21 protein-coding genes are annotated in these 18,634 nt (G+C 34.9%); 11 read left to right on the top strand and 10 right to left on the bottom strand.

Features of this window, described 5'->3' with window-relative positions; all coding sequences use genetic code 11:
* Positions 1–270 precede the first annotated feature (270 nt).
* From leuC to leuB, 5 genes are all read left to right on the top strand, one after another.
* Positions 271–1,665 (top strand): 3-isopropylmalate dehydratase large subunit, encoded by a 1,395-nt coding sequence (gene leuC / locus AB3G33_RS05235; protein WP_367773138.1) that lies wholly within the window; start codon positions 271–273, stop codon positions 1,663–1,665.
* Between the two features lie 182 nt (positions 1,666–1,847).
* Positions 1,848–2,444 (top strand): 3-isopropylmalate dehydratase small subunit, encoded by a 597-nt coding sequence (leuD, locus tag AB3G33_RS05230; RefSeq protein ID WP_367773136.1) that lies wholly within the window; start codon positions 1,848–1,850, stop codon positions 2,442–2,444.
* Between the two features lie 128 nt (positions 2,445–2,572).
* Positions 2,573–3,376: a methyltransferase domain-containing protein gene (locus AB3G33_RS05225; RefSeq protein WP_367773134.1), complete on the top strand. Its 804-nt coding sequence runs from the start codon at positions 2,573–2,575 to the stop codon at positions 3,374–3,376.
* A gap of 31 nt (positions 3,377–3,407) precedes the next feature.
* Positions 3,408–4,931, top strand: coding sequence for an alpha-isopropylmalate synthase regulatory domain-containing protein (locus AB3G33_RS05220; protein ID WP_367773132.1), 1,524 nt, complete (start codon positions 3,408–3,410; stop codon positions 4,929–4,931).
* A gap of 53 nt (positions 4,932–4,984) precedes the next feature.
* A complete protein-coding gene (gene leuB, locus AB3G33_RS05215; RefSeq protein ID WP_367773130.1) occupies positions 4,985–6,046 on the top strand; it encodes a 3-isopropylmalate dehydrogenase in 1,062 nt (353 codons plus the stop codon).
* 113 nt (positions 6,047–6,159) lie between these two features.
* Here the strand turns inward: leuB and AB3G33_RS05210 are convergent, their stop codons facing one another.
* On the bottom strand, positions 6,160–6,519 hold the full coding sequence (locus AB3G33_RS05210; RefSeq protein ID WP_367756708.1) for an RNA recognition motif domain-containing protein: 360 nt from the start codon (positions 6,517–6,519) through the stop codon (positions 6,160–6,162).
* Between the two features lie 155 nt (positions 6,520–6,674).
* Positions 6,675–7,154, bottom strand: a complete 480-nt coding sequence (locus tag AB3G33_RS05205) for a DUF6252 family protein (RefSeq protein ID WP_367756706.1) — start codon at positions 7,152–7,154, stop codon at positions 6,675–6,677.
* 199 nt (positions 7,155–7,353) lie between these two features.
* Here AB3G33_RS05205 and AB3G33_RS05200 point away from each other — a divergent pair, with 199 nt between their 5' ends.
* The 6 genes from AB3G33_RS05200 (at position 7,354) to AB3G33_RS05175 (ending at position 12,354) form a co-directional block, all read left to right on the top strand.
* On the top strand, positions 7,354–7,911 hold the full coding sequence (locus AB3G33_RS05200) for a 30S ribosomal protein S16 (protein WP_367773128.1): 558 nt from the start codon (positions 7,354–7,356) through the stop codon (positions 7,909–7,911).
* Positions 7,912–7,925: 14 nt separating this feature from the next.
* Positions 7,926–8,450 carry a ribosome maturation factor RimM gene (gene rimM / locus AB3G33_RS05195; RefSeq protein WP_367756702.1) on the top strand — a complete coding sequence of 175 codons (525 nt, stop codon included), beginning with the start codon at positions 7,926–7,928 and terminating at the stop codon, positions 8,448–8,450.
* Positions 8,451–8,505: 55 nt separating this feature from the next.
* The gene (locus AB3G33_RS05190; protein WP_367773126.1) at positions 8,506–9,219 is read left to right on the top strand and encodes a tRNA1(Val) (adenine(37)-N6)-methyltransferase; all 714 of its coding nucleotides are present in this window, start codon (positions 8,506–8,508) and stop codon (positions 9,217–9,219) included.
* Between the two features lie 277 nt (positions 9,220–9,496).
* Positions 9,497–10,675 carry an acyl-CoA dehydrogenase family protein gene (locus tag AB3G33_RS05185; protein WP_367756700.1) on the top strand — a complete coding sequence of 393 codons (1,179 nt, stop codon included), beginning with the start codon at positions 9,497–9,499 and terminating at the stop codon, positions 10,673–10,675.
* 91 nt (positions 10,676–10,766) lie between these two features.
* Positions 10,767–11,549: a DUF3050 domain-containing protein gene (locus tag AB3G33_RS05180; protein WP_367773124.1), complete on the top strand. Its 783-nt coding sequence runs from the start codon at positions 10,767–10,769 to the stop codon at positions 11,547–11,549.
* Between the two features lie 70 nt (positions 11,550–11,619).
* Complete coding sequence (locus AB3G33_RS05175; RefSeq protein WP_367773122.1) at positions 11,620–12,354, top strand: SGNH/GDSL hydrolase family protein; 735 nt, start codon at positions 11,620–11,622, stop codon at positions 12,352–12,354.
* Positions 12,355–12,383: 29 nt separating this feature from the next.
* Here the strand turns inward: AB3G33_RS05175 and AB3G33_RS05170 are convergent, their stop codons facing one another.
* From AB3G33_RS05170 to AB3G33_RS05135, 8 genes are all read right to left on the bottom strand, one after another.
* Positions 12,384–12,701, bottom strand: coding sequence for a ferredoxin (locus AB3G33_RS05170; protein WP_367756694.1), 318 nt, complete (start codon positions 12,699–12,701; stop codon positions 12,384–12,386).
* Between the two features lie 171 nt (positions 12,702–12,872).
* On the bottom strand, positions 12,873–13,112 hold the full coding sequence (locus tag AB3G33_RS05165) for a NifU family protein (RefSeq protein ID WP_007137123.1): 240 nt from the start codon (positions 13,110–13,112) through the stop codon (positions 12,873–12,875).
* A 53-nt stretch (positions 13,113–13,165) separates the two neighbouring features.
* Positions 13,166–14,293: a P-loop NTPase gene (locus tag AB3G33_RS05160; RefSeq protein ID WP_367756691.1), complete on the bottom strand. Its 1,128-nt coding sequence runs from the start codon at positions 14,291–14,293 to the stop codon at positions 13,166–13,168.
* Between the two features lie 194 nt (positions 14,294–14,487).
* Positions 14,488–14,814: an MGMT family protein gene (locus tag AB3G33_RS05155; protein ID WP_367773120.1), complete on the bottom strand. Its 327-nt coding sequence runs from the start codon at positions 14,812–14,814 to the stop codon at positions 14,488–14,490.
* 42 nt (positions 14,815–14,856) lie between these two features.
* Positions 14,857–15,495: a LysE family transporter gene (locus AB3G33_RS05150; RefSeq protein WP_367756687.1), complete on the bottom strand. Its 639-nt coding sequence runs from the start codon at positions 15,493–15,495 to the stop codon at positions 14,857–14,859.
* Between the two features lie 55 nt (positions 15,496–15,550).
* Positions 15,551–16,228, bottom strand: coding sequence for a tRNA (guanosine(46)-N7)-methyltransferase TrmB (trmB, locus tag AB3G33_RS05145; protein ID WP_367773118.1), 678 nt, complete (start codon positions 16,226–16,228; stop codon positions 15,551–15,553).
* 151 nt (positions 16,229–16,379) lie between these two features.
* Positions 16,380–17,744 (bottom strand): ammonium transporter, encoded by a 1,365-nt coding sequence (locus tag AB3G33_RS05140; protein ID WP_367773116.1) that lies wholly within the window; start codon positions 17,742–17,744, stop codon positions 16,380–16,382.
* A 215-nt stretch (positions 17,745–17,959) separates the two neighbouring features.
* The gene (locus AB3G33_RS05135; RefSeq protein WP_367756681.1) at positions 17,960–18,478 is read right to left on the bottom strand and encodes a nuclear transport factor 2 family protein; all 519 of its coding nucleotides are present in this window, start codon (positions 18,476–18,478) and stop codon (positions 17,960–17,962) included.
* Positions 18,479–18,634 lie beyond the last annotated feature (156 nt).

Raw genomic sequence — 18,634 nt, 5'->3', positions numbered from 1 at the left:
AGGCATTAAATCATCAAAACTTTAAAATCCCGTTACCTCTTTTTTAAACCATCTGCGAAAGAAAATTAAAATAAAAATAAAAACAGTTTACAAAACACCAAATAGATAAAAGGAAGTGGTAAGCAACCGTAAAAACAGTTTGGGTATCGTATATAATGAAGAATCGAAATTGACAACTTTAATTGTTTTATTAAATTTGCTCTCCATGTTTACAATTTTAGAAAGTTAACTTGATTGGAACTAAAGAAATACACTTAAAAAATATTAAAAATGAGTACTACATTATTTGACAAAGTATGGGATTCGCACGTGGTGCGTAAAATTGAGGATGGACCAGACGTGTTTTTTATTGACCGTCATTTCATTCATGAAGTGACTAGTCCTGTTGCTTTTTTAGGTTTAAAAGAAAGAGGAATTAAAGTTTTATATCCAGAGCGCACTTTTGCTACTGCCGATCACAATACACCAACAATAAACCAACATTTACCAGTTGAAGATGCTTTATCAGCAAATCAGTTGAAAGCATTAGAGGATAACGCTGCTGAATATGGAATTTCACACTGGGGACTAGGTCATCAAAAAAACGGAATCGTTCACGTAGTTGGTCCTGAAAACGGAATTACTTTACCTGGTGCTACCATTGTTTGTGGAGATTCACACACTTCTACTCATGGAGCTTTTGGAGCGATTGCTTTTGGAATCGGAACTTCTGAGGTAGAAATGGTTATGGCTACTCAATGTATTATGCAGCCAAAACCAAAGAAAATGCGTATCAACGTAAACGGAACTTTGAGTAAAGGTGTAGGTCCAAAAGACGTAGCACTTTATATCATTTCTCAATTGACAACTTCTGGAGGAACAGGTTATTTTGCTGAATATGCCGGAAACGTTTTCGAAGACATGTCTATGGAAGGTCGTATGACAGTTTGTAATTTAAGTATCGAAATGGGTGCTCGTGGTGGTATGATTGCTCCAGACCAAAAAACATTCGATTTCCTTGAAGGTAGATTATATGCGCCAAAAGGAGAAGCTTGGACAAAAGCAGTTGAATACTGGAAAACATTAAAAACAGATGCGGATGCTATTTTTGACGCCGAATTAAACATCGACGCAGCAGATATCGAACCAATGATTACTTATGGAACTAATCCAGGTATGGGAATTGGTATTTCTAAAAGTATCCCAAATGCTAGTCAAGTTCAAGGTGGAGCTGAAACCTATAAAAAATCATTAGCCTACATGGGCTTTGAAGAGGATGATGTAATGATAGGAAAACCTATTGACTTTGTTTTCTTAGGTAGTTGTACAAATGGTCGTATTGAAGATTTTAGAGCTTTTACAGAAATTGTAAAAGGACGTAAAAAAGCAGATAACGTAACAGCTTGGTTGGTTCCAGGATCTCACGTTGTCGAAGCACAAATCAAAGAAGAAGGATTATTAGACATTCTTACTGAAGCTGGTTTTGTACTGCGTCAACCAGGATGTTCTGCTTGTTTAGCAATGAATGATGACAAAGTACCCGCAGGAAAATACGCGGTAAGTACTTCAAACAGAAACTTCGAAGGGCGTCAAGGTCCAGGTTCAAGAACTCTGTTAGCTTCACCAATCATGGCAGCAGCAGCGGCAGTTACTGGAAAATTAACAGATCCTAGAGATTTGTTTTAAAAATTTCAGAATGCAGATTTTAGATTTTAGATTTCGCTAACGAATAGCTTTTACTGAATTACGACCTAAAATCTTCAATCGAAAAATGATTTACATGATTAATAAAAAACATTTTGGAATATCAATTTAGTCTTTCAAAAGAGAATCTAAAATATGAATTCTAAAATCTAAAATTACAAAAAATGGCATACGATAAATTTAACATCCTTACCAGTAGTGCAGTGCCACTACCTATAGAAAACGTAGATACAGATCAAATCATCCCTGCTCGTTTCTTGAAAGCTACTAAACGTGAAGCCTTTGGAGACAATCTCTTCAGAGACTGGAGATACAACGGAGACGATACTCCAAAAGCAGATTTCGTTTTGAACGACTCAACTTACTCAGGAAAAATCTTGGTAGGAGGGAAAAACTTTGGTTCAGGTTCATCACGTGAGCACGCTGCTTGGGCGGTTTACGATTATGGATTTCGCGCAGTAGTTTCTTCGTTCTTTGCAGATATCTTCAAAGGAAACTGTTTGAATATTGGTGTTTTACCTGTTCAAGTGAGCCCTCAATTTGCTGATGCAATCTTCAAAGCAATTGAAGCGGATCCAAAAACAGAATTAGAAATCAACTTGCAGGAGCAAACGATTACTTTGAAAGCTACTGGAGAAAAAGAATCTTTTGATATTAATGGATACAAAAAGAACAATATGATCAATGGTTTTGATGATATTGATTATTTACAAAATATCAAACCAGAAATAGTAGGTTTTGCAGATAAACTGCCATACTAAAAAATCGAGTTCAGTATATTTAGACCTGACAGATTTTTAAAAGCTGTCGGGTCTTTCTAAATTAAGCAAATCAGTATAATTGTTTAAAATTATTCGACAAAAAATAAATTTAAATAATTCAATTATAAATGAAAGCTAACAAACACATACAAAGAGACGAAGAAGCTAATAAAATATTTGATAATAGAAGTCTAAAAAAAGATTACAGGCACTTGATTCAAATTTTGAAACCTGGGATGAAGGTTTTAGATGTAGGTTGCGGGACAGGTACAATTTCGAAGGATATTGCCAATATTATAGGACCAAAAGGAAAAATAACAGGAATCGACAATACAGAAAATTTTATTTTAAGTGGCAAAAAATCGTATGGTAATAGCGTAAATCTAGAACTTATTCATGTTGATTTATTTGATTTCCATCCAAATGAAAAATTTGATTTAATTGTTTCAGCCAGAACATTACAATGGTTGAGCAATCCAAAAGAAGCTTTGATAAAAATGAAATCATTATTAAAGTCAAACGGACAAATTTCGATTCTTGATTATGACCACATAAATATGATATGGAATCCATCCCCACCAGAAAGTATGCAAACATTTTACAATACGTTCTTAAAATGGAGAGCAGATGCTGGAATGAATAACAGAATTGCAGAAGATTTACCTAATTTATTTAAAGAAGTGGGTTTTCATTCGATTGAAAAAATTAACTCAGATGAGTTTTACAATAAAGAAGATTCCAATTTTAAATCGAAAATAAGTATTTGGTCAAAAGTGGCAGGCTCAACACAAATGGTAGAAGAAGGTTATTTAGACAATAATTTGCGATTGAAAGCCATTGAAGAATATAATAATTGGATAGAAACAGAAGCGATTTCGATGACAATGAAATTAAATGAGGTGAGAGGAAAAAACCAATCACCACAACAATAATTTTCCTTTAAAAGGAATTTAGAACAGGAATATGGAAAAAAGAAAAATTGAAATAATGGATACGACACTCCGCGATGGTGAACAAACCTCAGGAGTATCTTTTTCTGCCGCAGAAAAACTAACCATTGCCCAATTATTACTGGAAGAATTAAATATTGATCGAATAGAAATTGCTTCTGCTCGAGTAAGCGAAGGAGAATTTCAAGGCGTAAAAGGCATTATGGCTTGGTCCAAAGAAAAAGGGTATACGGACCGCATAGAAGTTTTGACTTTTGTAGACGGCGGATTATCAATTGAATGGATGAAAAAAGCAGGAGCCAAAGTTCAAAATTTATTGACCAAAGGCTCATTGAATCATTTGACACATCAATTAAAAAAAACTCCCGAACAACATTTTTCCGAAATTGCAACAGCAATAACTTTAGCCTCAGCAAATAATATTGAAACAAATGTTTATTTAGAAGACTGGAGTAATGGAATGCGTAATTCACCCGAATATGTATTTCAATATTTAGACTTTTTGACTAAACAACCTATCAAAAGAGTCTTATTACCCGATACTTTAGGAGTTTTAATTCCTTCAGAAACTTTTGAATTTATTTCAAAAATCATAGCAAGATACCCAAATACCCATTTTGATTTTCACGCTCATAACGATTATGATTTAAGTATTGCCAATGTTATGGAAGCGGTAAAAGCTGGAATTCAAGGGCTACACGTAACGGTAAACGGAATGGGAGAACGTGCTGGAAATGCACCGCTTGAAAGTACCGTTGCAGTTATTAATGACTTTTTACCTCAAATAGAAATTGGCGTAAAAGAATCTTCTTTATACTCTGTGAGTAAATTAGTAGAGACCTTCACTGGATATCGAATTCCTGCTAACAAACCTATTGTAGGAGATAATGTTTTTACACAAACCGCGGGCATCCATGCCGATGGAGACAATAAAAACAATCTCTATTTTAATGATTTACTTCCTGAACGTTTCGGGAGAAAAAGGCAATATGCGCTAGGAAAAACTTCTGGAAAAGCCAATATTGAAAAAAACCTTCAAGAATTAGGACTGAAATTAAACCAAGAAGATTTAAAACTAGTTACACAACGAATCATTGAACTAGGTGATAAAAAAGAAACGGTAACCAAAGAAGATTTGCCTTATATCATTTCGGATGTACTGGACAGTCATTCCTATGAAGAAAAAATTTCGGTAGAATCTTATTTACTGTCACACGCCAAAGGTATGCGCCCCTCAACTACATTGTGCTTGAAAATTGATGGCGAAATAATCGAAGAACATGCACAAGGTGACGGACAGTTTGACGCTTTTATGAATGCATTAGCGAAAATATATACTAGCAAAAAATTGGTTTTACCAAAGCTGATTGATTATGCAGTACGTATCCCTCCTGGTAGTAGCTCAGATGCTTTGTGTGAAACCATTATCACTTGGACCAACAATGGAAAAGAGTTTAAAACGAGAGGACTAGACTCCGATCAAACTGTTGCTGCAATTATAGCAACTCAAAAAATGCTTAACGTAGTTACCAACTAAAGCACTATTTTTACAAAAAAAAAAGAAAGAATCAGTAATAAAAAAATATCATAATGAAATATACTATCGCACTTTTGGCAGGAGACGGAATTGGACCTGAAGTAATCAATGAAGCTGTAAAAGTTTCGGATGCCATTGCAAAAAAATTCAACCATGAAATCACTTGGACACCAGCTCTTACTGGAGCCTGTGCAATTGATGCTGTTGGAGTTCCTTATCCAGATGAAACACATGAAATATGTATGGCTGCTGATGCCGTTTTATTTGGAGCTATTGGTCACCCAAAATACGATAATGATCCTTCTGCACCAGTTAGACCAGAACAAGGATTATTGTTGATGCGTAAAAAACTAGGTTTATTTGCTAATGTTCGCCCTACTTTCACTTTCCCTTCTCTAATTGACAATTCTCCTTTAAAAAGAGAACGTATTGAAGGAACTGATTTGGTTTTCTTAAGAGAATTAACCGGAGGAATCTACTTTGGAGAAAAAGGAAGAAGAGACGGTGGAGAAACCGCTTTTGATAACTGTGTTTACACAAGAGCAGAAGTACAACGTTTGGCAAAAAAAGGTTTTGAATTAGCAATGACACGCACAAAAAAATTGTGTTGCGTTGACAAAGCTAATGTTCTAGAGACTTCTCGTTTATGGAGAGAAACAGTGCAAGCTATGGAAAAAGATTATCCTGAAGTAACTGTTAGCTATGAATTTGTTGATGCTGTTGCAATGCGTTTGGTACAATGGCCAAATTCGTATGACGTATTGATTACTGAGAATTTATTTGGAGATATTTTAACTGATGAAGCATCTGTAATTTCAGGATCTATGGGATTAATGCCATCTGCATCAGTAGGAGAACATACTTCGCTATACGAACCAATTCACGGGTCTTACCCGCAAGCTACTGGATTAAATATAGCAAATCCATTAGCAACCATATTATCGGCAGCAATGATGTTTGAAGATGCTTTTGGTTTAAAAGAAGAAGCGGAAGCGATTAGAGCTGTAGTTAATAAATCATTGGAACAAGGAATCGTTACCGAAGATTTAGCACCAAAAGGAGCTACAGCATATAAAACAAGTGATGTTGGAGATTGGTTAGTCGCTAATCTATAAAAATAATAATTCCTTTTAGAGATACACTGTAGTGCATCTCTAAAAGGAATATATCAAACAAAAAAGGGGACAATGTAAATTGTCCCCTTTTTTTATAGTTGTTAAAAAGAATATTAATATCCTCCTCTGTTTCCACCACCACGGTTATCTCCACCACGGCTGTTTCCACCATAACCACCACGAGAGTCACCTCCACCACGGTTGTTATTAAAACTTCTTCTTTCTCCTTCTGGTTTTGGCTCAGATTTGTTAACCACAATAGCACGTCCTTGAACAGTAGCTCCGTTCAATTCGTCAATCGCTTTTTGAGCTTCATCATCATTTGTCATTTCAACAAAACCAAATCCTTTACTTCTTCCAGTAAATTTATCAGTAATGATTTTAACTGAATCAACTGCTCCGTAAGCCTCGAAAGACTCTCTTAAATCTGCTTCCTCAATACTGAATGGAAGGCTTCCAACAAAAATATTCATATGTACTTATTTATAATAATTGCAACAAATGTAGTCTAATTTTTTTCTAAACAACTATAAATTAGCTTATTTATGTTTTTATTTTGATTTAAAAAAGAAACAAACTACTAAAACTAAACCCTAAAGTGTATGTTAAAATTAACCTCCCACTACTCCTACTGGACTGTTGTAGTTATAGGTATCTTATAAAAAACTCCTTGTTGGAAATTTAAAACTGGTCCAGCCAACGGATTATTGTATATATTTTCCGCATTGAATTTAAAAGTCCCCGAAACGGTATTACTTACAGCATCATATTCGGTAATCTTAATTTGACCGTCACCAATTCCAGAACCAGTGGCAAACGTAATAGACCCATTACTATCTGTTAAGACATAAGTAGCCGTTTTAGAAGAACTAGTTCCTAAAAGGTAAGTTTGAGGCAACTTAGATGTTGTTTTAAAAGTAACAACTTCATTTCCAGAGTAAGCTTCAATAATCAAAGACCCATTAGCGCCTAACGATGCTTTCGTTTGGATAGCACGCCAAAAAACGTTGTCTTTTACTCCTTGAAAAGAAGGATTATTAAACCTTATATCTTCTTGACAAGATATAACGGAAAATAGCACGATAATAAACAGAAAATGTTTTTTCATAAAATGCGTCTTTAAACAAACAAAAGTATAACATTATACATTAAAAAACAGAATTAGGAGCCAAAAAAACCATTAAAAAAGACCTAAAGCATTCTCTTTCATAATAATAACAACCTATTAGTTATTTCAAATAAATTTAATATCTTTGCACCCTTAATTAACAGAGGTCGAGTACCTCAAAATTTAATCATACAAGATTATGTCAGTAAAAATTAGATTACAAAGACACGGTAAAAAAGGAAAACCTTTTTACTGGGTTGTAGCTGCAGATGCACGCTCAAAAAGAGATGGTAAATACTTAGAGAAAATCGGTACTTACAATCCAAACACAAACCCAGCAACTATCGACTTAAACCTTGATAGCGCAGTGAAATGGTTGCACAATGGTGCACAACCAACTGATACTGCTAAAGCAATTCTTTCTTACAAAGGAGCTTTATTGAAACATCACCTTGATGGTGGTATTCGTAAAGGTGCCTTAACTCAAGAACAAGCTGATGCAAAATTAGCTACTTGGTTAGAAGCAAAAAACGGAACTGTTGATGCTAAGAAAGATGGTTTAACTAAAGCACAAGCTGATGTTAAAGCAAAAGCTTTCAAAGCAGAACAAGATGTAAATGCAAAACGTTTAGCTGCAGCTGCACAAGCAGAAGCTGACGCAATTGCTGCTGCAAATCCAGTTGCTGAAGAAGTTGAAGCTTCAACTGAAGAAGAAGCTCCTGCTGCTGAAGAAAACAACGAAGAAACTCAAGCATAATTTTATAAGCGACGATGCGTAAAGAAGATTGTTTCTACTTAGGTAAAATCGCTAAAAAATTTAGTTTCAAAGGGGAAGTTCTTGCCTATTTAGACACGGATGAACCTGAGTTATACGAAAACTTGGAATCAGTGTTTGTTGAATGCAACAAACACTTGGTTCCTTTTTTTATTGAAAATAGCTCACTACACAAAAACGATTTTCTTAGAATTCGTTTTGAAGATGTAAATACAGAAGAAGAAGCGGAAGCCTTATTAGGAAATGACCTATACCTTCCTTTGAAAATGTTGCCAAAACTTACCGGTAATAAATTCTATTTCCATGAAGTAATTGGTTTTGAAGTGGAAGACAAACGCTTAGGCTATGTTGGAGACATCCAATCCATAAACGATACTACTGCTCAACCTTTATTTGAAGTTCTCAAAGGTGATGTAGAAATTCTCATTCCTATGATTGATCATTTTCTTGTAAAAATTGATCGTGAGAATAAAAAAGTCATCATGGACCTTCCTGAAGGTTTGATCGAAATGTATTTATAGACAGATTCAATCGGTTAGTTGTTTAATCGTTTAATCAAAAAAAACTAAACTCTTTATGTCTACATTCCAATTCAAACAATTCTCTCTTGAACAAGACCGTTGCGCCATGAAAATTGGCACCGATGGAGTTTTACTGGGCGCCTGGACTTCAATTGAAAACAATCCCTTTAGCATTTTAGACATTGGAACAGGAACAGGTGTAATTGCCTTAATGCTGGCACAAAGAAGTCAAGCAGAACAGATTGACGCTTTGGAAATTGACGAAGAAGCCTATGAACAATCGGTTGATAATTTTGAAAACTCCCCTTGGAGCGATCGCTTATTCTGTTTTCATGCTGGCTTAGATGAATTCATAGAAGAACCGGAAGACGAATATGATTTAATCGTTTCCAATCCTCCCTTTTATAGTGAAGATTATAAAACCGAAACTGACCAAAGAGATAAAGCACGCTTTCAAGATGCGATGCCTTTTGAAGATTTAATAGAAGCAGCCGACTTATTACTTTCTGAAAACGGAATTTTATCTATCATCATTCCTTTTAAAGAAGAAGCTCATTTTTTGGCTTTAGCCAAAGAAAGCGAATTGTATCCTATGAAAATCACCCGTGTCAAAGGAACACCTACTACAGAAGTTAAACGCAGTTTGATGGCTTTTACACGAAACGAAATTTCTGATTTTCCTATCGATGAATTAATCATTGAAACAGCCAGACATATATATACACCTGAATACATTGAATTAACAAAGGAGTTTTATTTGAAGATGTGATTCAAAACCTCGTTTTTCTCCATTACAAAAGTTAGTTTTTCTTATTCATAAAATGCTTTTAACTTGTTGTTTTTTCAAATTCTTACCATTCCAATACTATAAAATGTTATATAGGATAGTTTTTTTATTCAAATATAAAAATATAACAATTTATAATGGTTTTGTTATATTTCTTTGCGTAAATTTGTTTTTTAAAATTACCATTTGATCCATTCTAAAAAAGAATTACAAAAGGTACCCAAACGCTATTTAATTACTAAACAAATAAAAGCTACCTATGAAACCAGATTTATTTCAAGCGCCAGATTATTACTTATTAGACGATTTATTGACAGAAGAACATAAACTAGTCCGTGATTCTGCACGTGCATGGGTAAAAAAAGAAGTTTCTCCTATTATTGAAGAATATGCGCAAAGAGCGGAATTTCCAAAACAAATCGTAAAAGGTTTAGGTGAAATTGGTGGTTTTGGCCCTTACATCCCTGTGGAATATGGTGGAGCAGGTTTAGACCAAATATCATACGGATTAATCATGCAAGAAATAGAACGAGGTGATTCAGGAGTACGCTCTACTTCATCAGTTCAATCCTCTTTAGTTATGTACCCTATTTGGAAATACGGAAACGAAGAACAAAGAATGAAATACCTTCCAAAATTAGCTACTGGTGAATTCATTGGGTGTTTTGGATTGACAGAACCTAATTATGGATCTGACCCCGGAAGCATGATCACCAACTTTAAAGATATGGGAGACCATTATTTATTAAATGGTGCCAAAATGTGGATTTCTAATGCCCCTTTTGCAGACATTGCCATTGTTTGGGCAAAAAGTGAAGAAGGAAGAATACATGGATTAATAGTTGAACGCGGAATGGAAGGATTTACTACTCCTGAAACACATAACAAATGGTCACTACGTGCATCAGCTACTGGTGAATTAATATTTGATAATGTAAAAGTTCCTAAAGCTAATTTATTACCCAACAAATCTGGATTGGGAGCCCCACTTGGTTGTTTAGATTCTGCTCGCTATGGTATTGCCTGGGGTGCTATTGGTGCTGCAATGGATTGTTATGATACGGCTTTGCGTTATGCCAAAGAAAGAATACAATTTGACAAACCAATTGCTGGAACTCAATTGCAACAAAAAAAATTGGCCGAGATGATTACTGAAATCACAAAAGCGCAATTATTGACTTGGAGATTGGGTGTTTTAAGAAATGAAGGAAGAGCAACTACAGCTCAAATCTCAATGGCTAAAAGAAACAATGTAGACATGGCTATTCACATAGCTCGTGAAGCTAGACAAATTCTTGGCGGAATGGGAATTACTGGAGAATATTCCATCATGCGACACATGATGAACTTAGAATCAGTAATTACTTACGAAGGAACACATGACATTCATTTATTGATAACAGGAATGGATATTACTGGAATTCCAGCATTTAAATAATGTGAAAAACTATTAAAGTATTTATAAAATTGATAGCAAAAGCTTCTTGGAAACAAGAAGCTTTTTTATATTTACACCCAAAATAAATTTTATGAATATTCAGCATATCGAGGACACAATTACACCTCAAAAAAAAATATTATTACAACACCCGTTATACGAGAAAGTAAAAACAATTACTGACTTACATTGTTTCTTAGAAAACCATGTCTTTGCTGTTTGGGATTTTATGTCCTTATTAAAAGCATTACAATCCAAGTTAACCTGTACTACTACGCCTTGGTTTGCCACACCAAATCCTGAAACAAGATATTTAATTAATGAAATTGTACTTGCCGAAGAATCTGATTTGACGTTAGATGGTCGCAGACAAAGTCATTACGAAATGTACATAGAAGCCATGAAAGATTGTGGCGCCAATACAATGGAAATTGACAATTTTTTAACTGAGTTAAATTCCTTACAAAACATTTTTGTCGCGATAAAAACAAGCAACTTACATCCTAATATCAAAGCATTTCTCGACTTTACATTTCGTGTTATTGAAGAAGGAAAACCACATGAAATTGCTGCCGCTTTTACTTTTGGTAGAGAAGATTTGATTCCAAATATGTTTACCGTAATCTTAAAAAACTTTCAAACTAATTTCCCAGACACTGATCTAAGCAAATTGATTTATTATTTTGAAAGACATATCGAATTAGACGCCGATGAGCACGGACCAATGGCGATGAAAATGATTACCGAACTTTGTGGTGACGATCCTCAAAAATGGGCCGATGTAGAAGAAGTATCAATACTGGCTTTAGAAAAGAGAATCGGTCTATGGGATGCCATAGAAGAAACAATTACGATGAAAGTAGAAATGGCTTAAAATTTAAAACCAATAAAAGCAGAACAACGTAACTAGTATTAGAATTGATTTAATCCCAATTTTCAAACTAATGAAAAACAAAATTCTAATACTAGTTCTGTTTCTACCCCTTCTTTTCGCAGCAAGTTGCAGCACCGAAGCTGTTATCACAGAAACAACACCAATAGCAACCCCTTCCTCACAAACAGAAGGAAAATCCTATAGCTATTTAGCCCTTGGCGACAGTTACACAATAGGGCAAAGCGTATGTGAAAGTTGTCGATTTCCAGAACAACTCAAGAAAAGCTTGGGCAATACAAATCCAACTAATACTTACCCATTAACGATTATCGCACAAACGGGCTGGACTACTTCCAATTTACTTTCGGCAATTGATTCTCAGAATCCTCCTTCAACGTATGATTTAGTTACACTATTAATTGGCGTAAACAATCAATATCAAAACAGGTCTTTTGCTTTGTATGAAAAGGAGTTTCCCGAATTAGTAACTAAAGCTATTGCTTTCGCAAAAGGTGACAAAGGAAAGGTGATCGTGGTTTCTATACCGGATTATGCTTACACTCCGTTTGGTCAACAAACAGGCAATCAAGGTCGGATTTCAACTGAAATCGACGCCTACAATGCTTTTGCAAAAAAGTATTGCATCGACAATGGGATTGAGTTCATCAACATTACTGACATCACTCGAGAAGGATTAACCGATCCCAATCTTGTAGCACAAGACGGACTACATCCATCTCAGCTCGCTTATTCTAAATTTGTAGAACGTATTTTACCTAAAGCAATTACTGCCATTAAAAAATAAAAAAGTCCCGATGCTATCGGGACTTTATATTAACTTTCTGGAGCCAACTCCAGTTCTAAACCTTCAAGACTTTCAGTGATTGGGATTTGACAACCCAAACGGCTGTTTGGTTTTACATAGAACGCTTCAGATAACATCGCTTCTTCATCATCTCCCATTTCTGGCAAGGCAACGTCATTAAGAACATAACATTGACATGAGGCACACATGGCCATTCCGCCACAAGTTCCTTCTACTGGAAGTTCGTATGCTTTACACAGTTCCATGATATTCATGGCCATATCAGTAGGAGCTTGCAGGTCATGCACTACTCCTTCTCTATCTTTGATTTTTATTAATACATCCATAAACAAATTATGAGTTATAAGTTAGTTAGTTAGTTGTGTGTTATAGGGTTTGCATGAGGGATAGAAGCAAGCTACCAAAGTAGTGCGTATAGCCCGACCGTTTTCATAAAAAAGGCCTATCAACACAAAGTGGATTAGCCTTTTTTATGAAAAGGGACATGCCCAACAAAATTATAGGATATTGACAACAGTTTCAATTTGGGGCGCAAACTTCTTGATGGTCGTTTCCACTCCTGCTCTAAGCGTCATTTGGTTTACACTACAGCTGGTGCAAGCTCCTTCCAGTCTAACTTTGACATGTTTGTCTTCCTCTATGGAAATCAATGTTATGTCGCCACCATCTGAATTCAAAAAAGGTCTAATTTCTTCGAGTGCTTTTTGAACTTCTATTGTTAATTCTTCTGTTGTCATTTTCTTTATTTAAAGATTGAAAGATTAGAAATCATTTCAAATAGTCTAATTTTTTATTTTTTTACTGCAGAACAACCTGCCATAGTCGTAATTTTAACTGCTTCAGTAGCTGGTAAATTTTCATTTCTACTCACTACTTCTTGAACTACATTACGTGTTATTTCTTGAAAAACAGACTCAATTAACGATCCTGTTTGCATGGCAGCAGGACGACCGTAATCACCCGCTTCGCGAATCGATTGTACGATAGGCACTTCTCCAAGGAAAGGCACTTCTAAATCGGCAGCAAGGTTTTTAGCTCCTTCTTTACCAAAGATATAGTATTTATTTTCAGGAAGTTCTTCAGGTGTGAAATACGCCATGTTCTCCACGATACCCAATACTGGGACATTTATTGCTTCAGACATGAACATGGAAACTCCTTTTTTAGCATCAGCCAAAGCTACAGCTTGTGGTGTACTTACGATCACCACTCCTGTAATAGGCAATGATTGCACAATAGAAAGGTGTACATCTCCTGTTCCTGGAGGTAAATCGATTAACATGAAATCCAATTCTCCCCAATCAGCATCAAAGATCATTTGGTTTAATGCTTTTGAAGCCATAGGACCTCTCCAGATTACTGCTTGACTTGGTGCCGTAAAAAATCCTATAGAAAGTATTTTTACTTCGTAACTTTCTACTGGTTTCATTTTTGATTTCCCGTCAATGGTAACCGAAATTGGTTTTTCGTTTTCTACATCAAACATGATTGGCATAGACGGTCCGTAAATATCAGCATCAAGGATACCAACAGAGAACCCCATTTTGGCCAAAGAAACAGCCAAATTTGCCGTAACAGTAGATTTTCCTACTCCCCCTTTACCAGAAGCTACTCCAATAATATTTTTTATTCCAGGAATCATTTTTCCTTTTATCTCAGGTTTGTCTGGAACCTCTACTTTACTGTTGATTTTTATTTTTGCTTCAGCAGATACCAATTCAAGAATTGCTTTTTTGATGTCGTCTTCAGCACGTTTTTTTATATGCATTGCAGGTGTATGTAAAACTAAATCCACTACTACCTCATCGCCAAAAGTGATTACATTTGCTATTGCTCCACTTTCCACCATGTTTTTTCCTTCTCCAGCTATAGTAATTGTTTCTAAAGCTTTCAGAATATCTTTCCTGTCTAATTTCATTTTTAGTTTATTGTTTTCCAAAGGCGTTTTAGCACCCGAATATTATCTTTATTTAAACTGATTTCAGATTACAAAGATAACAGATTAAGTTCTTATTCTAAAGGTTTTTGTATTGCATTTATTGATGCGCAGATTAACTGTAGTTATGGATTTAAAAAACACCATTTCTCGAAAGAAAAATGAAACAATCCTAACTATTTTAGGACCTCGGGCTCCCAAAAATGTTTTTCGAACTCGATGATTTGATTGTCGATTACTTGAATCCCTTCGCTTTCTAACAACTGCTGCATGAGATTAGTACCGTCAAAATGGAATTTCCCGGTAAGCAATCCTTTTCTATTCACCACTCTATGCGCAGGTACATCCTCTATATTGTGCGACGCATTCATGGCCCATCCCACCATTCTTGCTGAACGAGCTGTGCCCAATGCTTTTGCGATAGCACCATAAGAGGTTACTCTCCCATAAGGAATAAGTCTAGCAACAGCATAAACACGTTCAAAAAAATTATCGTTTGACATGACTTTATGGGGTAATAAGAAAGGTACTTTTAGGTTCTTTCTTTATTTTTCTAAATAAAATCGTATAATATTAAACAAGGTAATGATAGAAATAACACCAGTAATACTACCAATGATCGTGTTCATATTTTTTAACAGATAATCCGCCTTATTTTCAATGTTTTGAAAGAAACGAATATAACAGTAAAAAACAAAAGCAGAGCCCAAAACTACACCACTGACAAAGGTAAAAATAGTAAGCGTATCAAAGGTAAAAAGACCGTAAGATGCCAATGTAATACTGATAAAAACGTAATAAGGAATGGGAAAAAAGTTCAAAGCAGATAATAACATCCCTAAAAAGAAACGTTTCTTTTTACTTTTCTTGTCAATTTTAGCTTTCTTGATTTTTGGTTTTTTGGCTATCCATAAAAAATAAACCGTTAAAGCGCCAAATATACCAAACCCAATTTCTCGGAACAAAATGACAATATCTGGGCGTATATTTATAATAGTAGCAAATAGAATCGCTAGATAGGCTTGAAAAAAAATGATAATTATAGCCCCAAGAACAAACCAATAGGCATTTCTTCTTCCCTCTTTTAGATTCACTTTGGCAGCCGTCATATTGATTAATCCAGGCGGAATAATCCCTATAACTGCTGTAATAAATCCTAAAAATAAGGGTAAAATAAAATTCATTTATTGGTTGTCAAACATTCAAAATGGGTTACCTATTCCGGCAAAAAACGTATTATTATTCTTTAATTTTAAATCGAATATACGTAATTGCTTTGTTAACTTCCAAATATTGTTTTTCGTAAAAGGTCTGAAAAGCAGTAACTTCCTCTGGACTTCCCTCATTTACATACACATTATGATTGGCATACAATACTTCGTGCCCTTCTCCATGTAGCAAACCGAGTGTGTATCCATGCATAAATTCACTATCCGTTTTCAAGTTGACAACACCGTCTTTTTTAAGTATTTTTTTATACAATTGCAAAAACTCCGAATTCGTCATACGGTGTTTTGTTCTCTTGTATTTTATTTGTGGATCTGGAAAAGTAATCCAAATTTCATCTACTTCATTTTCGGCAAAAATATGATTGATTAGTTCTATTTGTGTACGAATGAACGCCACATTATGCAACCCAGTTTCTACAGCCGTTTTAGCACCACGCCAAAAACGAGCTCCTTTAATATCAATTCCAACGAAATTTTTATTTGGATATCTTTCTGCTAGTCCAACGGAATATTCTCCTTTACCACAACCTAATTCCAGCACTAAAGGATTGTCATTCTTGAAGAATTCAGTATTCCAGTTCCCCTTTAAAGGAAACAAATCTCCTACTACCTCTTCCCTTGTTGGTTGAAAAACATTTGTAAATGTTTCGTTTTCCTTGAATCTCTTTAACTTATTTTTGCTTCCCACGATTTTTTGAATATTTGCGCAAAATTAAGGAAATATATAAGACCGAAGGACATGATAGCAAATTTTTTAATTTGACTAACTCGGATTTCTTAATAAAACTCTTCGATACGTTTTTGACTTCTTAGACTACTATTTGCAAAAAATTAATCAGTTATTCAGTGCATTCAATTGGAAACAAGGTTTCGTCATGTTGCGATAAATCCAAACCTATAATTTCTGATTCCTCAGAAACACGCATCGGAATAATTCTATTGGTAATTTTGAATAAAATATACGCACCAAAAAAAGTAAAAATTGACACCAGTACTAAAGCCACCATGTGATGCCCAAAAACACCCCAACCGCCATGAAGTAAACTAGCCTCTTCACCATGAGCAAAAATAGCAGTAAGAATCATTCCCATAATTCCCCCAACACCATGACAAGCAAATACATCTAAGGTATCATCAATTCTATTTAGAAATTTAGCATGCACCACAAAATTAGAAACTATCGCTGCAATAAATCCAAAAAACATACTCTCTGGAACTGATACATAACCAGCTGCTGGCGTAATGGAAACCAAACCAACGACCGCACCAATGCAAGCACCCAATGCCGAAACTTTTCTACCATTAATTCGATCAAAGAAAATCCAAGTTAGCATGGCTGCTGCAGAGGCTGTGGTAGTCGTTGCAAAAGCCATTGCTGCAACTCCATTGGCTTCTAAGGAAGAACCTGCATTAAAACCAATCCAACCAAACCACAGCATTCCCGTTCCTAATAATACAAAAGGAATATTGGTAGGTACATGATTGCTATTGTTTCTTTTACCTAAAACAATTACTCCTGCTAGTGCAGCAAACCCTGCACTCATATGTACAACCGTTCCTCCCGCAAAATCTTTAACTCCAAAAAACGAACCCAAAATTCCAGTAGGATACCAAACCGCATGACACAATGGAGCATAAATAAACAGCGTAAACAAACATATGAAAAGTAGATACGAGATAAAACGAACCCGCTCCGCAAACGAACCTGTAATAATTGCAGGTGCAATTACTGCAAACTTCATTTGAAACAAAGCATACAACATAAAAGGGACCGTAGTAGCTATTTCTTTATGAGGTAAAATACCCACATAATCCATAAAGGCAAAAGTAGTAGGATTCCCTACAAAACTATAAAAACCAGTCCCTATATGTATTCCCATAGGTTCACCAAAAGCCAAGCTAAATCCCACAACAACCCATAACAACGTAACAACTCCCAAACAAATAAAACTTTGCAACATGGTCGATATTACATTCTTCTTTCCTACCATTCCTCCATAAAAAAAAGACAATCCAGGAGTCATGATTAAAACCAAACAACAGGACGTTAACATCCAAGCAACATCAGCTGGAACAATTTGATCCATAGTTCCAAATTGCAATAGAACAGGATTCTTTTCGGTTACTGCTGGCCATAAAACTCCAGAAATACAAACAATACTTATAATTATAAACGAAATAACCCAGCGTTTCTCAATTTTCATTTTAATTTAATTTACCCTTTCAAAATAGGGGGCAAAGGTAAAAAAAAATTGAATTTTATTAAAAAAACGGAGCTAAAGAGGGGAGCAAGAATTGATTTAAGTCAAATTAATAATTTATAGTACCGTTCAATACGAGTACTTGATTTTACGACCGTAATTTGAGCCCTTTTTTGAGAATTATGTTTAAATTAAATTCACATCCAATTTAAAAGAGTCTATTTACTTCCTTTTTCCAATATCTTTTTAATTAATCCATCTTCAATAGGTGCTTTTATTTTAATTACAGCATCAACATCATCATTTGGAATAGTCATAGACAAAACATACTGTTTTATTTTCCATTCCGTTCCTATTTTGACTAAAACACCTGAACCGCGGCAAATTCTCATTTGTGTATTCAGTAATTCATCAAACCAAGCTGTTTTACCCGTTTCATCAAAATAAATATGGCGTTCCAACATCGTAAAATTCCACGTCTTCCTTGAATCAAAAAAAGGTTTTGCCCACACTTTAAAATCAGCTTTATTCCAATTCTCGGTAGCATCTGTGCCAATAAAAATGGCGTCAGCAGTCATCATACTAAAATAAGAGTCATATTTTGCATCAGCAGCAGCTTTATGCCATGAATTCAGCATCCAATTAATTTTGTCTTTCTCTTTATTTTGACTTGGACTGTTTGTTGTAAAAGACGCAAACAATAAAAAACTTAAAAATAGTACCATTGTATTTTTCATAACAAATTTGATTTTTATCAAAAATAGGAATATCTAATTTAACTGTGGAAAAAATAATAGCTATTAATCAAAACTGACATAAGTGACCATTCTTATATAATTTTTGGATATTAGTCCTTAATGCGCTAATAGCAACTTCAAATGAATACAATTTTA

Source organism: Flavobacterium sp. WC2421 (assembly GCF_040822115.1).
Taxonomy (GTDB): domain Bacteria; phylum Bacteroidota; class Bacteroidia; order Flavobacteriales; family Flavobacteriaceae; genus Flavobacterium.
Note: the sequence above shows the minus strand (reverse complement) of the source record. Positions and strands in the feature narration are given on the sequence as shown.